Here is a 19247-nt window from a genome sequence, read left to right as displayed (position 1 = left end):
CGCAGAGCGTCCCCGGCTGCATTCCCACGCAGAGCGTGGGAACGATCATTTACGGGGGTATCAGTAGAGGGTGTCGCTAACTCGTTTGGGGGCTTCACGGTCGTAAGTGTCGGCATCGAACTCGCCGTCGTTCAGACGTTTGTGGAAGGCGCCGGCACTTGGCAATGCCGAGCGTGGCAGGTGCGTTTCAGGATTCCACGCATCGGAGCGGACGAAGGCTTTCGAGCAATGAAAGAACGCCGCTTCCACCGTCACCAGCAACACCGTTTTCGCTGGTTTGCCATTCACCGCAAAACTCTCCAGCAACACCGGCTCATCGCTGATCGTCGCCGTACCGTTGACCCGCAACGTCTCGCCAATCCCCGGAATGATGAACAACAACGACACCCGCGAATCCTGCAGCACATTGCGCAAGGTATCGATGCGGTTGTTGCCCGGGCGATCCGGCAGGGCCAAGGTGTTTTGATCAATGATCCGCACAAAACCCGGCGCATCCCCGCGCGGCGAATTGTCCAGGCCATCGGCGCCCACCGAGCTGACGATCACCAGCGGCGAAACCCGCACCATCGCCTGATAGTCCTCGTTGAGAAAACCGATCTGCTTGCGCACCGCGCGGTCATGGGGCAGTCCGTAAATCGCTTCCAGCGCTTCGATTGAGTCGATCATCCTTGCTCTCCCGCTGATTTAGAAAAACAGGCCCATGCGTCGTTCGTAACCGATCCGGCCCTTGTACGCTTCGCCGCTGTCGACGTAGCCATGTTTGGCGTACAGCGCGATGGCCGCGTCGTTATCGGCATCCACCGACAATTCCAGCCCCTTGATCTCCGGCCACGCCTGCCGCGCAACCTCGGGCAGCGCTTGCAGACATGCCTTGCCGTATCCCTTGCCTTGCGCGCGTCGATCGACCTGCAATGCATGCAAAGTGGCGCTGTGTTCATCGGCCCAGGCTGGCAACACTGGCGGGCGCTTGAGCAGCAGAAACGCCACCGGCACTTCATCCGCCAGCAGCGCAAAACCCTTTACACCGGGGCCGGGTTTCGACAGCAGCGTGTGCAAGGCGCCGTGGATATCGCCGGAAAACTTGATCTGTTCGGCATGGATTTCAATCGCCTCGACTTGCTCACGCTGCAAGGTGTTAAGGCTGTCGTACGGCACGAGTTGCGCTGACACGGGAATTTCCTTTTTCCTACAAGGTAAGTCGCCGATTCTAGCGATTTTGTTCTTCGTGGAATTTTTTTGTTTCGTCTGTCGATCTGCCCGTTTGCCGAACGACTAAGGGTGTCTTCACAACAAAAACCACGGAGAACATCATGAGCGCACACACTGAAATCCAGACCCTGATCAACACCTACCGCGAAGCCGTGATGAAAAAGGACGTGGAGAAAGTCATGGCGCTGTACGCCGACGACATCGTCTCCTTCGACGCGATCAAGGCCCTGCAATTCAAGGGCAAAGCCGCCTACCGCGAACACTGGGTGGCGTGCATGGAAATGTGCCCCGGCCCGCACATTTTCGAGTTCCACGAAATCGCCATCGAAAGTGCCGACAACATCGCCTTCGCCCACTGGGTGGCCAACTGCGGCGGCACCAATGACAAGGGCGAAACCCAGAGCTGCTGGATGCGCGTCACCGCCTGCTATCGGCAGGTCGGCGGGGCGTGGAAAATCGCTCATGAACACTGGTCGGCGCCGTTCGATCCGATGAGCGGCGCGACCCTGTTCGATGTAACTCCCTGATCTTCAGCCATAGTTGATCCGTCCGATTCAGGAGAACGCCATGAAGTATTTATGCCTGATCTACAGCGATGAGCGCCTGCTGCATTCGTCGCCCGACAGTCCGGAAGACGCCGAATGCTGGGCCTACGCCGAGTCGATTCAGGGCAGCGGGCGGATGGTTGCCGCCGAAGCATTGGAGTCGGTGCAGACCGCTACCACGGTGCGGATGCGCAACGGCAAACTGTCGATCACCGATGGCCCATTCGCCGAAACCAAGGAGCAACTGGCCGGTTTCTACCTGATCGACGCCAAGGACCTCAACGAAGCGATTCAGGTCGCCGGCAACATTCCGGCGGCGCGGGTCGGCAGCGTCGAAGTACGCCCGGTGCGACAGCTGAATGTCTGAGGTCAGGGCGCGGGTCGAACAGGTCTATCGCGAAGACTCGCGGCGGATTCTGGCGACACTGATTCGCCTGCTGGGGGATTTCGACCTCGCCGAAGAAGCCTTGCACGAGGCGTTCTTCATCGCGGTCGAGCGCTGGCAGCGCGACGGCGTGCCGGACAATCCGCGCACCTGGCTGGTCTCGACCGGGCGCTTCAAGGCGATTGATGTGTTGCGCCGCCGCGCCCGGTTCAAGGCTTCGCAGCCGTTGCTGTTGGCGCAACTGGAAGAACTGGAACAGGCCGACTGGAGTGGCGAGGATGTGGAAGACGATCGCCTGCGACTGATCTTCACCTGTTGTCACCCAGCGTTGGCGGCGGATGCGCAAGTGCCGCTGACGTTGCGTGAGGTCTGCGACCTGACCACCGAGGAAATCGCTCGCGCCTTTCTCTCTGCTCCGGCGGCGATAGCCCAGCGCATCGTCCGGGCGAAGGCCAAGATTCGTGACGCGAAGATTCCTTATCAAGTACCGAGCCTGAGCGAATTGCCCGAGCGCCTCGACAGCGTGTTGCGGGTCATTTATCTGGTGTTCAACGAAGGCTATTCGGCGTCGGTTGGCGCGGAGTTGACCCGTGAGGATCTGACGCGTGAGGCGATCAGGTTGGGGCGCTTGTTGATGGAGTTGCTGCCGGAGCCGGAAGTCATGGGGCTGCTGGCGATGATGTTGCTGCATGAATCACGTCGCTCGGCGCGTACCTCGCCGGACGGCGAATTGGTTCTGTTGGATGATCAGGATCGCTCATTGTGGGATAGCGAGTTGATCGCCGAAGGTTGCGCGCTGGTCGAGCGCGCGCTGACCACGCGGCGGTTTGGGCCTTATTGTTTGCAGGCGGCGATTGCGGCGGTGCATGCCGAGGCGCCGTCGGCGGCAGAAACCGATTGGGAGCAGATCGTTGGCTTGTATGACGTGCTGTTGCGCGCGGTGCCTTCGCCGGTGATCGAGTTGAACAGGGCGGTGGCGGTGGCCAAGCGGGATGGCGCGTTGACGGGGTTGGCGTTGATTGAAGGGATTCTGGAGCGCGGTGAGTTGCAGGATTACCATCTGGCGCATTCGGCGCGGGCGGAGTTTTGTCGGCAGTTGGGGCGGGTGGAAGAGGCGCGGGAGGCGTATTTGCGGGCGCTTGAATTGACGCGGCAGGAGCCGGAGCGGCGGTTTATTGAAGGGCGGCTTTTGGCGTTGAAATTGCCCTCACCCTAGCCCTCTCCCGGAGGGAGAGGGGACTGAATGGGGGATGCTGTAGAAGTACACCGACTTGAAAAATCAACGGTGAATCCATAATCAACTCGATATTTCAGGTCGATGTAAACCGCAAGACACTGCGGTCGGCCCCCTCTCCCTCCGGGAGAGGGCTGGGGTGAGGGTAGGCTTTTGACTTCAGGCCTGCTGGCGGGTCGCGGCCATCACAATCTCGCGAATGCACACCCCCTGCGGCTGCCCATACGCATACTCAATCGCCGTCGCCACATCTTCGGCACTCAACACCGTGCCGCCCATGTCCTGCTTCCACGCCTGATACCCGGTCTTGATCGCCTCGTCTGTGGTGTGGCTCAACAATTCAGTCTCTACCGCACCCGGCGCAATCGTCGTCACGCGTACGTTATGCGGCGCCAGTTCCTCGCGCAGATTCTCCGACAAACCATGCACGGCAAACTTGGTGCCGACATACGCGACATGGTTGGGGAAGGTCTTGCGTCCGGCCACCGAACTGACGTTGATGATCGTCCCGCGTTTGCGCTCGATCATTCCGGCGACCACCGCGTGCACGCCGTTGAGCAAACCCTTCACATTGACGTCGAGCATCCGGTCCCACTGCGCCGGATCCTGCTCGCTCATCGCGCCGAGCAGCATCACGCCAGCGTTGTTGATCAACGCATCGGCCGGGCCGAATTGCGCTTCGGCTTCTGCCACGGCGGCGAGCAAAGTGGCGCGATCAGTAATGTCGACTTCACGGCTGAGAGTATTCGGCAACTCCAGCGCTTCCAGGCGTTCAATGCGCCGCGCCAGCAACAACAATGGGTGACCGGCCGCGCTCAAACGACGGGCGGTGGCTGCGCCGATGCCCGAACTGGCACCGGTGATGATGATCAATGGCTTGCTCATGGAGGAACTCCTGAAATAAGAATTTCAAATGACTGAACGATGAACGCAGTATATTTAGCTCGATCAAGGCTGAAAAATGCCTTATTCCTCTGTCAGCTATCGGAATCTCCTATGGATATCCGCCATCTCAAAGCCTTCCTCGCCGTATTCGAGGAGCGCAACATCACTGCGGCGGCGCAGCGACTGTTCATCAGCCAGCCGACGTTGTCGGTGACGATCAAACAGCTTGAAGAAGAGTTGGGCGCGACGTTGTTCGTACGTCTGCCGCGCGGTGTCGAGGTCAGCGATGAGGCGCGGCTGCTGTATCCGCAAGCGCGGCGGATGGTTGCCGAGTCGGAGGCGTTGAGCCGGATGTTTCGCGGACGCGAAAACCGTCTGCCGCTGACGCTGGGCATCGAGGGTGATATTGCCGCCAGTCACATCGAGGCTTTTGTGCGCATGGCGCATCTGGCGCTGCCGAACTTGCTGTTGACGCTGGAGGAGGGCTGCCACGGCGACGGTCGATTGGCGGTTGAGGAAATGTGCTGCGAGGACGAATTGTTCCTGCCGCTGTGGGAAGAATCCTATGTGATGGCGCTGCCGGCGAATCATCCGATGGCGGCGGTGCAAGCGAATTGGGCGCCGATCGAGGATTGGATTACCTGTCCGCAGCATCCGTCGCATCAGCGCTTGATGGCGTTGTACGGGCGCTCGCCGGAAGCGGTGGCGGGGCATGCCGGCTCGTTGCAACAGGCGTTGCACATGGTCGCGGCGGGTGTTGGTGTGGCGATGTTGCCGCAGTCATTGGTGAGCGGGCATGCGCGGGTAGTGGTGCGTGCGTTGCACTTGCCTGCGCCGACCCGGCGGGTGGGCTTGTGTTATGCGGCGCAGGCGCTGGAGATGCCGGCGATGCGTGGGTTGCATGAGTATTTTTTGCAAAAATCGACCGGTGGTGATCGAAGCGGCTTGATGGGGTGTCTGGGCTGACGCCTTCGCGAGCAAGCCCACTCCCACAGTGTCCGAGTCGCACACAAAATCAATAAACGCCTCGGTACCTGTGGGAGCTGGCTTGCCAGCGATTGGCAGCGCCGCTATTCCAGCATCTTGCTCAACAGCCAACTCCCCGCCGGCCCCGGCGGATACAGCCGCGACCACAAGGCATCGACAAACACCGGTTTCGGCCAGCCTCGCACCTTCAATTCCACCAGCAAATCATTGCCAAACCGCTGGGCCAGCCAGCGCGGCAGCGGCGCCCAGCCAAAACCTTTCTCGGCCATTTCCAGCAGCATCAGATAACTCGGCGCCGACCACACCCGGCCTTTGCCGCGACTGTCATACGGATTGACGATGGTCGCCAGGCGCAACTCGCGATGCTGTTCCAGGATGTGCTGATCAACGTGCTCAAGCTTGGCCAGCGCATGGTCGCGATTGACGAACAAGGCGATTTCCGTGCGCTCGGCCACCGTCGACGTCACCAGATCCGGCGGGTAGTTCTCTTGCATTTCGGCGAAGGCCAGATGCGCGCGGCCGCGCTGGACCAGTTCGATCAGGTCTTCACATTCGGCAATCAAACACTCCAGTTCCAGATCCGGGTAACGCTGCTCGAAACCCGCCAATGCCGCTTCGAATCGGTACGACTGATAGGTATCGGAAATCGCCACCGTCAGCTTCGGCTCGACGCCTTGCGACAGTTGCCGCGCCGTCATTTCCAATCGACTGCTGGCCGCCAGAATCGCTTCGGCGCGTTGCAGCATCACATGACCCGCCGGCGTCAGCGTCGGTTTGCGGCTGCTGCGATCGAACAGCACCAGGTCCAGATCAATCTCCATGCTTGCCACCGCCGCGCTGATGGTCGACTGACTGCGCCCGAGTTTACGCGCCGCCGCCGAAAAAGAACCTTGCGTGGCCGCCTGGACAAATGCCAACAGCACTTCTTGCGAGATCATCAACTATCGCCTTGATCGATGGTTATTGATTATGAAGTATCGGTTTGAGGATAGATCATGGCAACCATCTTCACTAAGGAGTCAGACCATGACTACCAATAAGTCCATCACTGAACGTATTTTCCAGGCCGTTGGTTTCGAACTGCTGGCCATTCTGATCTGCACGCCGTTGCTGGCGTGGTTAATGAAAAAACCGATGCTTGAAATGGGCGCTGTGACAGTGTTGATCGCGCTGCTGGCGCTGGGCTGGAACGTGGTGTTCAACCGTTACTTCGACCGCATGCTTGCCCGCATGAATATCGCCCATAGCGCTTGGGTGCGCGTGCTGCACGCCTTGCTGTTCGAAGGTGGTTTGATCGTGATGGGCGTGCCGCTGATTGCTTGGTGGTTGTCGGTCAGCCTGTGGCAGGCGTTTTTGCTCGACATCGGCGTGCTGCTGTTCTTCCTGCCGTACACCTATGTTTATCACTGGGGCTACGACGTGCTGCGCGAACGCTTCATGACCCGCAACGTCTGCCAGAACTGACCCCCTGTAGGAGCTGCCGCAGGCTGCGGTCTTTTGATTTTGTTTTTAAAGACAAGATCAAAAGATCGCAGCCTTCGGCAGCTCCTACAGGGGTAGGTTTTCATTGACGTTAGAGGAACATGCCGCCGGAGGCTTCGATGCGTTGGCCGTTGATCCATTGCGCACCCGGTGACAGCAACAGTGCCAATGCCCCGCCAATGTCATCCGGCTGACCGGCGCGGCCCAGTGCGGTGTTGTCGGCGACCATCGCATTCACCGCCGCATTGTCGCGCACGGTACCGCCGCCGAAGTCGGTTTCAATCGCGCCGGGCGCCAGGGTATTCACGGCAATCTGCCGTGCGCCGAGCTCTTTCGCCTGATAGCGGGTCAGGACTTCAATCGCGCCTTTCATCGCCGCGTAAGCACTGGCGCCCGGGATGGTGAAGCGGGCGAGGCCGCTGGAAATGTTGATGATCCGCCCGCCATCGTTGATCAGCGGCAGCAACTGCTGAGTCAGGAAGAACGGCCCTTTGAAATGCACGTTCATTAGCATGTCGAATTGCTCAACGCTGGTTTCAGCGAAACTCACATGCAGTCCGACCCCGGCGTTGTTGATCAGGAAATCAAAACGCTGGCGTTCGAAGGTTTGCTGTAACGCCTGTTCAACCCGAGTACCGAAATCGGCAAAGCTTTCGCTGCGGCCAACGTCCAGTTGCAGCATCACTGCGTTGGCGCCGAGTTTTTCCAGCTCCAGCACCACCGCCTGCGCTTCATCGGCGCGGCTGTGGTAAGTGCCGATGATGTCGACACCTTGGGCGGCGAGGTGCAGGGCGGCGTTTTTGCCCAGGCCACGACTGGCGCCGGTGATCAATGCGATTTTGCGGTTCATGGGACTTCCTCGATTGCGGTAAGTGGTGGTGATGGAACTCAGTTTATTTATCCGCCGGGAGGTGATAAACAGGCTGAAATCGGAATCACTGATCGGCTCAGTCGAACAATCAAAGGCCTGCCATGAACAAACTGGAACTGCTGCGCACCTTCGTCCGGGTCAGCGAACTGTCGAGTTTCACCCTCGCCGGGGAAAATCTCGGCTTGCCGCGCTCGACCGTGTCCGAGCATGTGCAGGCGCTGGAAGCATTGCTCGGCACGCGTCTGCTGCAACGCACCACGCGCAAGGTGCAGGCGACGCAGGATGGTCTGGTGTTGTACGAGCGCAGCAAGGACCTGCTCTCGCACATGGACGAGATCGAAGGTTTGTTCCGCCAGGACGAGGCGTCGCTGACCGGGCGCATTCGGGTCGACCTGCCGAACATTCTCGCGCGGCGCCTGGTGATGCCGAGCCTGCCGCAGTTCATGGATCGCCACCCGAACCTGGAACTGGAAATCAGCAGCACTGACCGCCGCGTCGATCTGCTCAGCGAAGGTTTCGATTGTGTGGTGCGCATTGGCGCGCAGCCGGATCAATCGGTGGTCGCGCGGCACCTCGGCGATTTCCCGATGGTCAATTGCGCGAGCCCTGCGTACCTCGCGCGCTATGGCGTGCCGCAGACGCTGGAGGATTTGGCGCAGCATCGGCTGGTGCATTACGTCGGCGTATTGGGTTCGCGTTCGGAAGGGTTTGTGTACGAGGAGGGCGGTCAGGTGAAACGCTTGCCGATGGCTGGCAGCGTGACGGTCAACAGCACTGACGCTTATGAGTCGGCGTGTCTGGGTGGATTTGGTCTGACGCAGGTGCCACGCACCGGCATGCAGCCACATCTGGACAACGGCGAACTGGTGACGGTGTTGCCACAATTCACGGCGCCGGCGATGGGCATTTCATTGCTCTATGCCAGGCAGCGACATTTACCTCTACGAGTACGGGTATTCATGGACTGGCTCGGCGATCTGATTCGCTGCGCGCTCTAACCAATACCCCACATCCAACTGTAGGAGCTGCCGCAGGCTGCGATCTTTTGATCTTTAAAAACAGGATCAAAAGATCGCAGCCTGCGGCAGCTCCTACAGGGGAATCATCAGAAGATTTGGGTGAACAGCCAGTAGAGGCTGCCCGACAGCAGGATCGCCGCCGGCAGTGTCAGCACCCACGCCATCAGCAGATTGCGGATGGTCTTCATCTGCAAACCGCCGCCGTTGGCGACCATGGTCCCGGCCACGCCGGACGACAACACATGCGTGGTCGACACCGGCAAACCGAACATGTCCGCCGCACCAATGGTCAGCATCGCCACGGTTTCCGCCGAGGCTCCTTGCGCATACGTCAGATGGGTCTTGCCGATCTTCTCGCCGACCGTCACCACAATCCGCTTCCAGCCAACCATGGTGCCCAGCCCCAGCGCGATGGCCACGGCGATCTTCACCCACAGCGGAATGAACCGCGTGGCGTTGTCGATCTGTTGCTTGAACAGTTGCAGCTTACCGCTGGTGTCGGCGTCGAAATTGCCGACCTTGTTCTTGTCCATCAAACGAATGCTTTCGCTGGCCAGGTACATGTCGTTACGTACGTTGCCCATGGCTTCAGCCGGGACTTTCGCCAGCGAGCCGTAGCCTTTGACCTCTTCACCAATGTGCCCGGTGAGGGCGGCGAGGGCCGGGATCAGTTGCGGCGTGGCTTCCTTGCTGCGCACGTAATCGGAGAGCACTGCACGCGGATCGGCTGGCGTCGGCAGCGGCGCACTTTTCACCAGCGCTTGCTGGGTGACTTGCGCCACGGCGGCGAATTGCAGCGATTGTTCTTCCGGCATGGTGCGGTTCAGCGCGTAGGCCATCGGCAGTGTGCCGACCAGAATCAGCATGATCAGGCCCATGCCTTTCTGCCCGTCATTGGAGCCGTGAGCGAAGGACACGCCGGTGCACGTGGCGATCAGCAAACCGCGAATCCACCATGGCGGCGGCGCGTTGCCTTCCGGTGCTTTATACAACGAGCGGTTCTTCACGAACGCACGCAGCGCCAGCAGCAACAGCGCCGCACAACCGAAACCCACCAGCGGCGACAGCAGCAACGCGTAACCGATCTTGGTCGCCTGCGCCCAGTCGACACCGCTGGTGCCGTCGCGGCCGTGCATCAATGCATTGGCCACACCGACGCCGATGATCGAGCCGATCAGCGTGTGTGACGACGAGGCTGGCAAACCCAGCCACCAGGTGCCGAGGTTCCACAGGATCGCCGCGATCAACAGGGCGAAGATCATCGCGAAACCGGCAGACGAACCGACTTGCAGAATCAGCTCCACCGGTAGCAAAGCGATGATGCCGAACGCTACTGCGCCGCTCGACAGCAGCACGCCGAGAAAGTTGAAAAAGCCCGACCAGACCACCGCGACATTCGGTGGCAGCGAGTGGGTGTAGATCACCGTGGCGACGGCATTGGCGGTGTCGTGGAAACCGTTGACGAACTCAAAGCCCAGCGCAATCAACAGCGCCACGCCGAGCAGCAGAAACGGCGTCCAGGTGGTCACCACCGTGCCGAGTTCGTGCATGTCGTGCATCAGGCTGTAGGCGGTGAAGAGCATCCCCATCGCCAGCACGGCGAAAAAGATCACGTAGGTGAACGGGCCGGTTTTCTTGTCGAGGGCCGGCCTGCCGCTGGCGGCGGACGCGGGGCTGGCGGTCAGGGAGGGAGTAGCCATGAGCGGACAATCCTGAGCGAGGGAAGGAGTGTCGCCCATGATCATTGCAGAATGTTACAGAGAGACTGCGCCATGTCAGTGTTTGGCTGAATAGCCTGACCGTTGATCTGGAGGCAAAATCAAAAGATCGCAGCCTTCGGCAGCTCCTACAGGGGGAACTCATTCCAAGGTAGGAGCTGCCGAAGGCTGCGATCTTTGCTCTTAGTAATCCCCGCGCTTGCGAAACGCCCAACGCCCGGCAATCACGGTAAACGTCGCCACCAGCGCGACCAGTATCCAGAACCCTTCCGGGTCCTGCGACAACGGCACGCCGCCCACATTCATCCCGAAAAAACCGGCAATGATGTTGATCGGCAACGCCAGCACCGTCACCACGGTCAGGGTGAACAGCGTGCGGTTGCTCTGTTCGTTAAGGTTGGCGGCGATCTCCTCCTGCAACAACTTGATCCGCTCGCCGAGGGCGGTGAGGTCGTTGATGATCAGCGCAAACTCCTCGGTGGATTTGCGCAGCTCCTTGACGTCCTCCTTCTGTAACCACGGCGGCGGGCGATTGAGCAGGCGCAGTAACGAACCCGGCTCCAGCGCCAGCAGCCGTTGCAAGCGCACCAGCACCCGGCGGTTGGCACCGAGTTCGGCGCGGTTGGTCGACAGCCGCGAGGACAGCAATTGATCCTCGACCTGATCAACGCTGAGGCTGGTCTTGCGCACGATCTGCGTGAGCACTTCACCTTGATCACGCAGCAGGTGCACGAGCAGTTCCGAGGGTGAACGAAAGCGCTCGCCGGCCTTCACCGACGAGCGCAATTTGTCCACCGAGTGCAGCGGTTGCAGGCGCGCGCTGACGATCAGTTTACTGCGCACACAGACCCACAGCGTCGACACGTCTGAGGAGACCATGCTGCTGAGGTTGAACACCACGTCGTTGACCACCGCCAGCAACGCCGAGTCGACATGTTCGATGCGCGTCGAACGCGAGCCTTCGTGCAGCGCTTCGAAAAATTCTTCGGGCAATTGCAGATGACTTTTCATCCAGCGCTCGCACGCAGCGTGAGCGAGGTTGAGGTGTAGCCAGAGGAATTCGCCGCTGTCGTTGTCGTCCTGCAAACAGCGCAACGCCGTCGCCGAATCGACTTCGCGGCCGCGCTCGCCGGGCAGAAAACGAAAGCCGTAGAGCAAGCCAAACAGGTCAGGATCGCGATGGCTGATATCGAGGCTGTGGTTCATGGAGGCTCGCTGCGAAGAGGGTGCGCCGGGCGCGCAAATGGCAGGTTCACTGAGCCGCATCTTCGCAATGTCACATGACGTTTGTGTGACAGCAAAATGACGTCAAAACAAAGCGTTACCGGCGGTCGGAGAGATTCTCAAGAAGCGCTCTGGCGCGCCGATCACAGGTGAGTTAGGTTGCGCGCCATTGGCCTTGAGCCTAGGTTCGCCGACAGGGAAGTCCGGCCACTTTTCACGCTCGTTTCGGGCGTGCCTCATCCCTGTCCTGAGTACCTGCGATGCTGCAAAAATCCCTGAGAGCGCAAATTCTCGCCCTGCTGAGCGGCAGTCTGCTGGCTATGCTGTTGATCGCGCTGGCCTGTTTTCACTTTCTGTCCAACGGCGTGCAAAGCTACAGCCAGTTGATCGCCGGCCCGTTGCACACTTCGCAATTGATCGATGAGGCCAACCTGCAATTCAAGGTGCAGGTGCAGGAATGGAAAAACGTTCTGCTGCGTGGCAAGCAACCGGCGGACCTGGCCAAGTACTGGAGCCAGTTCGAAGACCGTCAGCGTGATGTGCAGAATATCCTCGGTGAACTGGCCAGCCAGAAAGGCATCGAGCCGAGCCTTAAATCGCGCATCGAACGCCTGCGTGATGAGCATCGTCAACTGGGTAGCGCTTATCAGAAGGGCCGCGATGCCTATGTGGCTGCCGGGGGCGATCCGACCGCAGGCGACAATGCCGTTAAAGGTGTCGACCGTGCTACTAGCGACCAGATGAGCGAACTGGTCAGTGAATTGCGCAAACAGGGTAACGATCAGTCTTTGCTGATCAGTGCCGAGGCCGACCGCACGGTGCTGTTCGGTCTGCTGGTGATGCTCGCCTCGGGCTTGCTGATTGGTCTGCTGAGCCTGTGGCTGGTCAATCGCAATCTGGTCGAGCCGATTCGCAAGCTCATCGACTACGTCACTCAGTTGAGTCGCGGCAAACTCGCTGAACGTGTGGTCAGCGACCGTCAGGATGAGCTGGGCAACCTCGCCGCAGCCGCCAATACCCTGCGCGATTTCCTCGCCGACACCTTCACCCGTCTGCAGCGCAGCGCCAGTGATCTGGACAGCGCCAGCGGCGAGTTGAATGCGATCGCCACAACCATGGCCGGCGGCACCAACGAGCAGTTCAACCGCACCGATCAAGTGGCCACGGCGATGAACGAAATGTCCGCCACCGCGCAGGAAGTGGCACGTCACGCCGCCGATGCCGCGCGTGCTGCGGACGATGCCGACCAGTCCGCCCAGCAGGGCGAAAAGGTCATGCAGAGCACCATTCACTCAATCACGCAGATGCGTGGCGAGATTGCCAACACCGCCACGGTCATCCGTCGTCTGGAAGCCGACAGCGGGCGTATCGGTAAGGTGCTGGAAGTGATTCGCGGGATTGCCGAGCAGACCAACCTGTTGGCGCTCAACGCGGCGATCGAAGCGGCGCGTGCCGGTGAAGCCGGGCGTGGTTTTGCAGTGGTCGCTGATGAAGTGCGCAACCTCGCCCAGCGCACTGCCGAGTCGATCATCGAGATCAATCAGATCATTCAGAGCGTGCAGACCGGTGCGGTGGATGCCGCGCAAGCCATCGACAGCGGCCAGACGCGTAGCGATGAAAGTGTCGAGCAGGTGACTCAGGCCGGCGCGATGCTGGAGCGCATTACTCACGCGGTGGAGGCGATTCGCGACATGAACCGTCAGATCGCGACCGCGGCCGAAGAGCAAACGTCGGTGGCCGAGGATATCTCGCGCAACCTTACCGAGATCACGTCGATTGCCAGCACCAACCTCGACAACGTGCAGCGCACCGAAAGTGCCAGCCAGAATCTGCATGGTTTGTCTGGGCAACTGAATGAGGTCACCGCGCGCCTGAGCGCCTGACGCAAGTCGACGTGTACCGGTTCGGATACCGAGTCGGTACACAGTCGATCTCAAATTGACGCGGCCATGGTCGATGACCGGTTATTCATAACCGGCATTGGAGCACTCCCATGGTCAGCATCACCTCTGTTTCGATCAACCAGACTGTCACCGCACCTACCAGCAAAACCTCGATCACCGACGTCGGCGACGACACCTCGACCGGTGCAGCCAGCAGCACTGGCGCGACCGCTGACACCGGCAAAGTCGCGGCGGGTGGCGGTGCGGCCCCGGCGGGTGACAGCAGTTCCAGCAGCAGTGAAGAATCGGATTCGGTGAAAGAACTGCGCAAGCAGATTGCCGAACTGCAAAAGCAATTGCAGGAGGAGCAGCAAGCGTTGCAAGCGGCGCAGGCGAAGCAGGAAAGTTCTGATGCCAAAACTGCTGAAGTCGCCGCAGCGCAAGCGCAGATCACCGCCACCTCGGCCTCCCTGTCCACCGCCACAGCTTCATTGTTGCAGGCGTTGCAGGACTCCGACTCGAGCACTTCGGGTTCGTTGGTCAGCACCTCGGTGTGATGCCTTTTCTCCTCACCGTAGCCCTCTCCCAAGGGAGAGGGAACTGACCGCGGTGACTATTCGAGCTACGCTGACCTGAAATATCGAGGGGCACTCAGGTCCTTGGTGTTTCCTTGTCGGCTGCAAGATTGCGAGTCGAACTCAGGTTTTGAATAGCCCCGATCTGCACCCTTTCCCCCTCGCCCCATTGGGGGAGAGGGCTGGGGTGAGGGGGAGAAAATCTCACTGACAACACATCAAAAAAGCCGAACACAAAAAAGCCGCACGATTTCTCAATCGTGCGGCTGTCCATATTCGCTGTATCAAGTGTCTTGCTTGTTGCTCAGCACTTTGCCGGTGGTCGCATCAAAGTCCACATCGAACTCTTTGCCATCAGCGGTCTTCAGTTCAACTTCATACTCGTAACCGTTGAAGTGGTTATCCAGGTCGGTGTCGGTGATGGTCGCGCCCGGGTGCAGTTTCAGCGCTTCGGCGTTCATCGATTCCAGCGACTTGATCTTGCCTTCCTTGACCAGTTGCGGAATCTGGTCGACGCGGACATCAGCTTGAGCCAGGCCAGCGGTGAGGGTCAGGGCAGCGGCGGTAAACAGGGCAGTCAAGGTTTTCATCGGTTCAATCCTTTAGGTGATTCGTTTAAGTGGCCTCAGGTTAACCGGCGCAACTTAACTCATCCTTAAAACCCCTTACTCAAACAAAACGGGCATGCCATGCACCTGCACAAAACGTGTGGGAGCGTGGCTTGCCCGCGATGAAGGCGCCTAGATTTCAGATCAGAAACCGTTGTTCTTCAACACCTGATCGACACTGGCAGCCGCTGGGCGTTTGTAGAATTTCAACAGTTCGCTGGCACGGTTGGTGAAGATGCCATCGACGCCTGCGGCCATGACTTTCTCGAAGTCCACCAGCTCGTCAACGGTGTAGACGTGCACCAGCATGCCCTGATCGTGGGTGTATTTATTCATCCACGGTTGCACCAGATCCGAATAGCTCTGATCGCCGCCGTGCGTCAGCTTCGCCGAAGGGCCGGTGCCGATTGCACCCTGGGCCTTGGCGTAGTCGATCCATTGCTTGAACTCAGCTTCGGACTTCGGCTCCTGCTTACCGTAGAAAACGTTTTTGTCCTTCTCGCCGGATTCGGCAAAGGTCACTTTCGACTTCGGCTCGATGCTGCCTTCACCGACCCACAGCAGGAGGATTTTCGGCACTTGCGGCATTTCCTTTTGCAGCAGTTCGAGGCTGTTTTTCTCGAACGTCTGCAGGATCACTTTGCCTTTGCCCTGGCCAACGCCCAGTGCGCTTTTCGCCAGTTTCGAGCCGGCCGGGCTCAGCCAGCCGCGATCCTGCAATTTCTCCTTGAGGTCTTTCTCGATCCCCGGGAACAGTTGCGGCTCTTTGGTCTCGATGTACAGGCCCGGCTTGTGTTGCGGGTTGGCCTGGGCGATGTCGATGATTTCATCGAGGGTGAGGATTTTCAGCCCGGCGTAGGTCGGGCGGGCACGATCCGGGTAAGCCGTGTTGTACCAACTGCCGGCATCGAGGGTTTTCAGCTCGGCCATGGTGAAGGCATTGGCCGGGCTGTCCTTGCGATCCGGGAACTTGGTCGCGACGTCGGTGGTGCGTTGCAGGTTGTTGTCGTGGAGGGCGAACAGCACGCCGTCCTTGCTGCGCTGCAAGTCCATTTCCAGGTAATCGGCACCGAGATCACGGGCCAGTTTGTACGACGCAGCGGTAGATTCCGGTGCATCGAAGGAAGCGCCACGGTGGGCGATCACCGCCGGGTGCGGGATGCCATGCGCTGCGGCCACAGCGTCGGGATCGCTGTGAGTGGCAGCGTGCGCCTGACCGAGGCCGAGCAACAGGCTCAGCATGAGGGCGCTTTTGGTGAAAGTGGCGGACATGTTCGAGATCCTTTCGCAGGGTTTTTCAAAGACGTACCTTTTAACAACTGAATCGATTGCGTGCTATCGCAGGACCGACATAAACGTATTAAAAGGGTTTTTTCCTGCACTTTTGTGGCGCGGTTTGCAGTACGCTTGCTCTCGGCAGACGTCCCGGCAGAGGGCGCGCCGTACAGTTGCCCTGCGTGTAAACCATCGATCATTTTTCGTGAGGTTTACCATGCGCATCACCTCCCAACTCATCTGCCAGGCGGCCGACGACCTCAAAGGCTTTGTCGGCCTCAACCGCAAGACCGGTCAGTACATCGTGCGATTCAGTGAAGATTCGTTTGGTATGGACGTGGCCGATGACGGCATTATTCCCACCAGTGAATTCGTCTGGGCGCCGACGACCGAGCAAACCATGACGCTTAAACGCGAGTTGATTCAGCTGCTGCTGGATCAGCACATCGATGAGCGGATCAACATCAGCGAGCCGTTGCGGGTGTACATGAGCAAGGTTGAAGTGCCGGAGATTGTTGCGGTGCGCAGTCTGGTGCGCGGCTGAAGTTTTGCTGTGAGGGTGAGGGCCTCTTCGCGAGCAGGCTCGCTCCCACATGGGAACAGTGGTGTTCACAAATCCCCTGTGGGAGCGAGCCTGCTCGCGAAAGCGGCCGTCAATGCGCCGCCATTTTATTGCCCGAACCGATACTCGCGTTCGACTTTGCACACCCGCGTATGAAACGCCGAATACCACTGCGCCCGCCCACGCTGCTGAATCAAGCGATGCTCGGGATGTTGCCGCCACGCCAGAATCGCCGCTTCGCTTTGCCAATACGACACGGTAATTCCGACGCCATCCGCCCCGCGAACCGACTCCACGCCCAGGAACCCCGGTTGCTCACTCACCAACGCGGCCATGCGCTCAGCCGTCTCGGCGTAACCGTTGTCGCCTTCGGTTCGGGTCGAAGTGAAAATCACTGCAAAGCAAGAAGTCATCAGCTTCGCACCGCGCAAGCTTCGACAAACGCCCGAACAAGTGGCGGGATCTGTCCCTTCAGCGCGGCACGTTCCGGTTGAAACAACGTGGCGACAAAAAATGGATGATCCTTGAGTTCGATCGCGCGTAAATCCCCCGCTGAATCATGACCCACCGCCTGTAGCCGATCCCTCAACAGTTCCTGTGCGAACAGCGGATTCACCCCGAAGCGGCAGCGATAGCCTTCACTGATTTGCGAAGTTTCGTACGCCTTGGCGATGATCGAACCGGGCAACAGATGAATGCTGTCTACGGCCTCGACCAGCGAACAGCTCAAGGGCGTCAGCACCGCGCGCTCGGACTCGGGCGAAGTCTCGCCATGCTCGGCATCGCTCCAGCCCAGCACGTTGCGGGAATACTCCAGTACCGCATGCTGAAAACCGCCGCAGGTGCCGAGGAAAGGGCGCTGTTGTTCGCGGGCAAAACGAATCGCGCGCAGAGCACCGTCTTCACTGTTGTAGGGGCTGGCCGGTACGCACCAGAAACCATCGAAGTGCTCGAGTGACGTATCGGCGTGGATCTGCTCGGTGGGCAGCCATTCGAACTGCACGGTCTGGCCGAGGTGTTCGGCGATCAGGCCAAGAGCCAGCGGAATGGCTTGATGAGCAGTGACCTGCGGGTCGTAATCGCCGATCAGGGCGATGGAAATGGCGTCCATGGAATTTCCTTTTCTACATCGGTGAGTTGAAACGTACCTGTGGCGAGGGAGCAAGCTACCTCGTCACAGGTTGTCGGTTGCAGGCACTCACTATAGATTGGCGCTCACGCACTCAATATGGGCGTTTCCCCAAGTGATCAATGCAGTGACGCACTATCAACTCGACCATGCGGATCTGGCGCTGATCCTCGCCCTCGTGCGCGGCGGCTCTCTGGCACGGGCGGCGCAGCTTTTGAAAGTAGACGTCTCCACGGTATTTCGCGCCGTGCGCCGGCTCGAAACCGCCCTCGGCCAGCAACTATTTGAAAAAAGCCGCGCCGGTTACTTGCCGACGACGCTCGCGCAGACGCTGGCCGAGCAAGCCGAACGCGCCGAACAGGCATTGGAAGCGGCGCGGATTGGCGTGGAGCAGGGCGGTGCTGTGGTCAGCGGCACGGTGCGCCTGACCTGCACCGATTCGGTGTTGCAAGGTTTGCTGCTGCCAGCGCTGGCGCAATTCATGCCCAATTACCCGGCGCTGACGATCGAGCTGAGCACCTCCAACGATTTTGCCAACCTCAGCCGCCGCGATGCCGACATCGCTTTGCGCCTGACGCGCACACCGCCGGAACATCTGGTCGGACGGCAACTGGCGAAGATTTCCTACCGGGTCTGCGCCAGTACGCATTATCTGCAGAACGTTGATCCCGCCGACCTGACCGCGCTGACCTGGATCGCCCCCGACGACTTTTTGCCCGATCACCCGACCATCGCCTGGCGTCGCCAGCACTTGCCCGGCGTGACTCCGGGCTATCGCTGCAACAGCATGCTGTCGGTGACCGAACTGGTACGCGCCGGACTGGGTGTGGCGGCATTGCCGGACTTTCTGATCAGCGATGGTTTACAGGCTTTGGGCGAGCCGTTGCACGGTTATGACACGGCGCTGTGGCTACTGACTCGCCCGGATTGCCGGGCATTACGTTCGGTGGTGACGCTGTTCGATGAACTCGGCCGGGCGTTACGCTTGCCGTGATCAGCGCTGCGGGTTTTGCCGCATGTGATCGTGCAACTCGCTGGTCAGGCTTTCGATGCGCTCGGTCAGGCTTTTGGTCATCTCGGTCAGGCGAGTGTTCTGCTCCAGCAGTTCGAGCAATTGCGCGCTGTTCTTCGCCGCTTGAGCCTGGCGCTCGGTGTTGGCCTGGGCCAAGGCCTCGCGGTGTAGCGCATCGGCATCTGCCTGCGCCTTGTCGCGCGCCGCCTGGCGGGTTTGCGCCAGCAGGATCAACGGCGCGGCGTAGGCTGATTGCAGGCTGAACGCGAGGTTCAACAGAATGAACGGATACACGTCGAAGGTGGTCACGCCGAACACGTTCAGACACACCCACAACACCACGATCAGGGTTTGCGCACCGAGGAAAGTCGGCGTGCCGAAGAATCGTGCAAACGCCTCGGCGCGCAGGGCGAAGGTGTCGTTGCCGAAGGTTGTGGCCAGATGGGCGTGAGGGCGGTGGAAGCGCAGATGATCGACGGGGGCTGTTTCAGGTGTGGCGGGTTTTTCTGTGGTCATGGTGCACTCGGCAGGACGTAGGACGTGTAGTCACTATAGCTCTGCGTAGTGGCGGCCGGCCTCTGCGCGGGCAAACCCGCCCCCACAGGTTCAGCGGTCGTACACAAAAAGTGTGGTTGACCCGGTTC

General features: G+C 59.9%; 22 protein-coding genes. 10 read left to right on the top strand and 12 right to left on the bottom strand.

Going from position 1 to position 19247, the window contains the following annotated elements:
• Nucleotides 1-60: 60 nt before the first annotated feature.
• Entirely contained in the window at nucleotides 61-666 is a 606-nt protein-coding gene (locus QOL84_RS27020) for a pyridoxamine 5'-phosphate oxidase family protein (protein ID WP_283439201.1), read from the bottom strand.
• Between the two features lie 18 nt (nucleotides 667-684).
• Nucleotides 685-1170, bottom strand: a complete 486-nt coding sequence (locus QOL84_RS27015) for a GNAT family N-acetyltransferase (RefSeq protein ID WP_129395166.1) — start codon at nucleotides 1168-1170, stop codon at nucleotides 685-687.
• Nucleotides 1171-1310: 140 nt separating this feature from the next.
• Here QOL84_RS27015 and QOL84_RS27010 point away from each other — a divergent pair, with 140 nt between their 5' ends.
• From QOL84_RS27010 to QOL84_RS27000, 3 genes are read left to right on the top strand one after another with little or no spacing between them, the layout of a single operon-like run.
• Nucleotides 1311-1736, top strand: a complete 426-nt coding sequence (locus tag QOL84_RS27010) for a YybH family protein (RefSeq protein WP_283439200.1) — start codon at nucleotides 1311-1313, stop codon at nucleotides 1734-1736.
• A 40-nt stretch (nucleotides 1737-1776) separates the two neighbouring features.
• Nucleotides 1777-2121, top strand: a complete 345-nt coding sequence (locus tag QOL84_RS27005) for a YciI family protein (RefSeq protein WP_283439199.1) — start codon at nucleotides 1777-1779, stop codon at nucleotides 2119-2121.
• The gene (locus tag QOL84_RS27000; protein ID WP_283439198.1) at nucleotides 2114-3355 is read left to right on the top strand and encodes an RNA polymerase sigma factor; all 1242 of its coding nucleotides are present in this window, start codon (nucleotides 2114-2116) and stop codon (nucleotides 3353-3355) included. The genes QOL84_RS27005 and QOL84_RS27000 overlap by 8 nt, the downstream gene beginning before the upstream one ends.
• A gap of 177 nt (nucleotides 3356-3532) precedes the next feature.
• On the opposite strand, the gene QOL84_RS26995 is transcribed toward QOL84_RS27000, so the two are convergent.
• The gene (locus QOL84_RS26995; RefSeq protein ID WP_129395163.1) at nucleotides 3533-4258 is read right to left on the bottom strand and encodes an SDR family oxidoreductase; all 726 of its coding nucleotides are present in this window, start codon (nucleotides 4256-4258) and stop codon (nucleotides 3533-3535) included.
• Between the two features lie 111 nt (nucleotides 4259-4369).
• Here QOL84_RS26995 and QOL84_RS26990 point away from each other — a divergent pair, with 111 nt between their 5' ends.
• Nucleotides 4370-5224 (top strand): LysR family transcriptional regulator, encoded by an 855-nt coding sequence (locus tag QOL84_RS26990; RefSeq protein ID WP_283439197.1) that lies wholly within the window; start codon nucleotides 4370-4372, stop codon nucleotides 5222-5224.
• 104 nt (nucleotides 5225-5328) lie between these two features.
• On the opposite strand, the gene QOL84_RS26985 is transcribed toward QOL84_RS26990, so the two are convergent.
• Nucleotides 5329-6183 (bottom strand): LysR family transcriptional regulator, encoded by an 855-nt coding sequence (locus tag QOL84_RS26985; protein ID WP_129395161.1) that lies wholly within the window; start codon nucleotides 6181-6183, stop codon nucleotides 5329-5331.
• An 88-nt stretch (nucleotides 6184-6271) separates the two neighbouring features.
• Between QOL84_RS26985 and QOL84_RS26980 the strand changes: the two genes are divergently transcribed.
• Entirely contained in the window at nucleotides 6272-6709 is a 438-nt protein-coding gene (locus tag QOL84_RS26980) for a multidrug/biocide efflux PACE transporter (protein WP_283439196.1), read from the top strand.
• Nucleotides 6710-6818: 109 nt separating this feature from the next.
• Here the strand turns inward: QOL84_RS26980 and QOL84_RS26975 are convergent, their stop codons facing one another.
• A complete protein-coding gene (locus tag QOL84_RS26975) occupies nucleotides 6819-7577 on the bottom strand; it encodes an SDR family NAD(P)-dependent oxidoreductase (RefSeq protein WP_283439195.1) in 759 nt (252 codons plus the stop codon).
• A gap of 122 nt (nucleotides 7578-7699) precedes the next feature.
• On the opposite strand from QOL84_RS26975, the gene QOL84_RS26970 reads away from it, so the two are divergent.
• The gene (locus tag QOL84_RS26970; protein ID WP_129395158.1) at nucleotides 7700-8596 is read left to right on the top strand and encodes a LysR family transcriptional regulator; all 897 of its coding nucleotides are present in this window, start codon (nucleotides 7700-7702) and stop codon (nucleotides 8594-8596) included.
• Between the two features lie 107 nt (nucleotides 8597-8703).
• Here the strand turns inward: QOL84_RS26970 and QOL84_RS26965 are convergent, their stop codons facing one another.
• Nucleotides 8704-10317: an inorganic phosphate transporter gene (locus QOL84_RS26965; protein WP_129395157.1), complete on the bottom strand. Its 1614-nt coding sequence runs from the start codon at nucleotides 10315-10317 to the stop codon at nucleotides 8704-8706.
• 201 nt (nucleotides 10318-10518) lie between these two features.
• Nucleotides 10519-11541, bottom strand: coding sequence for a transporter (locus QOL84_RS26960; RefSeq protein ID WP_129395156.1), 1023 nt, complete (start codon nucleotides 11539-11541; stop codon nucleotides 10519-10521).
• A gap of 278 nt (nucleotides 11542-11819) precedes the next feature.
• On the opposite strand from QOL84_RS26960, the gene QOL84_RS26955 reads away from it, so the two are divergent.
• Nucleotides 11820-13442: a methyl-accepting chemotaxis protein gene (locus QOL84_RS26955; RefSeq protein ID WP_129395155.1), complete on the top strand. Its 1623-nt coding sequence runs from the start codon at nucleotides 11820-11822 to the stop codon at nucleotides 13440-13442.
• A gap of 110 nt (nucleotides 13443-13552) precedes the next feature.
• Entirely contained in the window at nucleotides 13553-13999 is a 447-nt protein-coding gene (locus QOL84_RS26950) for a hypothetical protein (RefSeq protein ID WP_283439194.1), read from the top strand.
• Between the two features lie 302 nt (nucleotides 14000-14301).
• Here QOL84_RS26950 and QOL84_RS26945 read toward each other — a convergent pair whose 3' ends face one another.
• Nucleotides 14302-14607 carry a PepSY domain-containing protein gene (locus QOL84_RS26945; protein WP_007963131.1) on the bottom strand — a complete coding sequence of 102 codons (306 nt, stop codon included), beginning with the start codon at nucleotides 14605-14607 and terminating at the stop codon, nucleotides 14302-14304.
• A 162-nt stretch (nucleotides 14608-14769) separates the two neighbouring features.
• Nucleotides 14770-15897, bottom strand: a complete 1128-nt coding sequence (locus tag QOL84_RS26940; protein WP_283439193.1) for a glycerophosphodiester phosphodiesterase — start codon at nucleotides 15895-15897, stop codon at nucleotides 14770-14772.
• Nucleotides 15898-16117: 220 nt separating this feature from the next.
• Here QOL84_RS26940 and QOL84_RS26935 point away from each other — a divergent pair, with 220 nt between their 5' ends.
• Nucleotides 16118-16444, top strand: a complete 327-nt coding sequence (locus tag QOL84_RS26935) for a DUF2025 family protein (protein ID WP_129395151.1) — start codon at nucleotides 16118-16120, stop codon at nucleotides 16442-16444.
• Between the two features lie 125 nt (nucleotides 16445-16569).
• Here the strand turns inward: QOL84_RS26935 and QOL84_RS26930 are convergent, their stop codons facing one another.
• Together QOL84_RS26930 and QOL84_RS26925 are read right to left on the bottom strand one after the other, a co-directional pair.
• Nucleotides 16570-16875, bottom strand: a complete 306-nt coding sequence (locus QOL84_RS26930) for an antibiotic biosynthesis monooxygenase family protein (protein ID WP_283439192.1) — start codon at nucleotides 16873-16875, stop codon at nucleotides 16570-16572.
• On the bottom strand, nucleotides 16875-17573 hold the full coding sequence (locus QOL84_RS26925; RefSeq protein WP_283439191.1) for a CTP synthase C-terminal region-related (seleno)protein: 699 nt from the start codon (nucleotides 17571-17573) through the stop codon (nucleotides 16875-16877). Before QOL84_RS26925 ends, QOL84_RS26930 begins: the two co-directional genes overlap by 1 nt.
• A 70-nt stretch (nucleotides 17574-17643) precedes the next feature.
• Between QOL84_RS26925 and QOL84_RS26920 the strand changes: the two genes are divergently transcribed.
• Nucleotides 17644-18585: a LysR family transcriptional regulator gene (locus QOL84_RS26920; RefSeq protein WP_283439190.1), complete on the top strand. Its 942-nt coding sequence runs from the start codon at nucleotides 17644-17646 to the stop codon at nucleotides 18583-18585.
• Here the strand turns inward: QOL84_RS26920 and QOL84_RS26915 are convergent, their stop codons facing one another.
• A complete protein-coding gene (locus QOL84_RS26915; RefSeq protein WP_283439189.1) occupies nucleotides 18586-19119 on the bottom strand; it encodes a DUF1003 domain-containing protein in 534 nt (177 codons plus the stop codon). It lies immediately after the preceding gene.
• Nucleotides 19120-19247 lie beyond the last annotated feature (128 nt).

The organism is Pseudomonas helmanticensis (assembly GCF_900182985.1).
Lineage (GTDB): Bacteria > Pseudomonadota > Gammaproteobacteria > Pseudomonadales > Pseudomonadaceae > Aquipseudomonas > Aquipseudomonas helmanticensis.
This window is presented reverse-complemented; position numbering and strand designations above follow the sequence as displayed.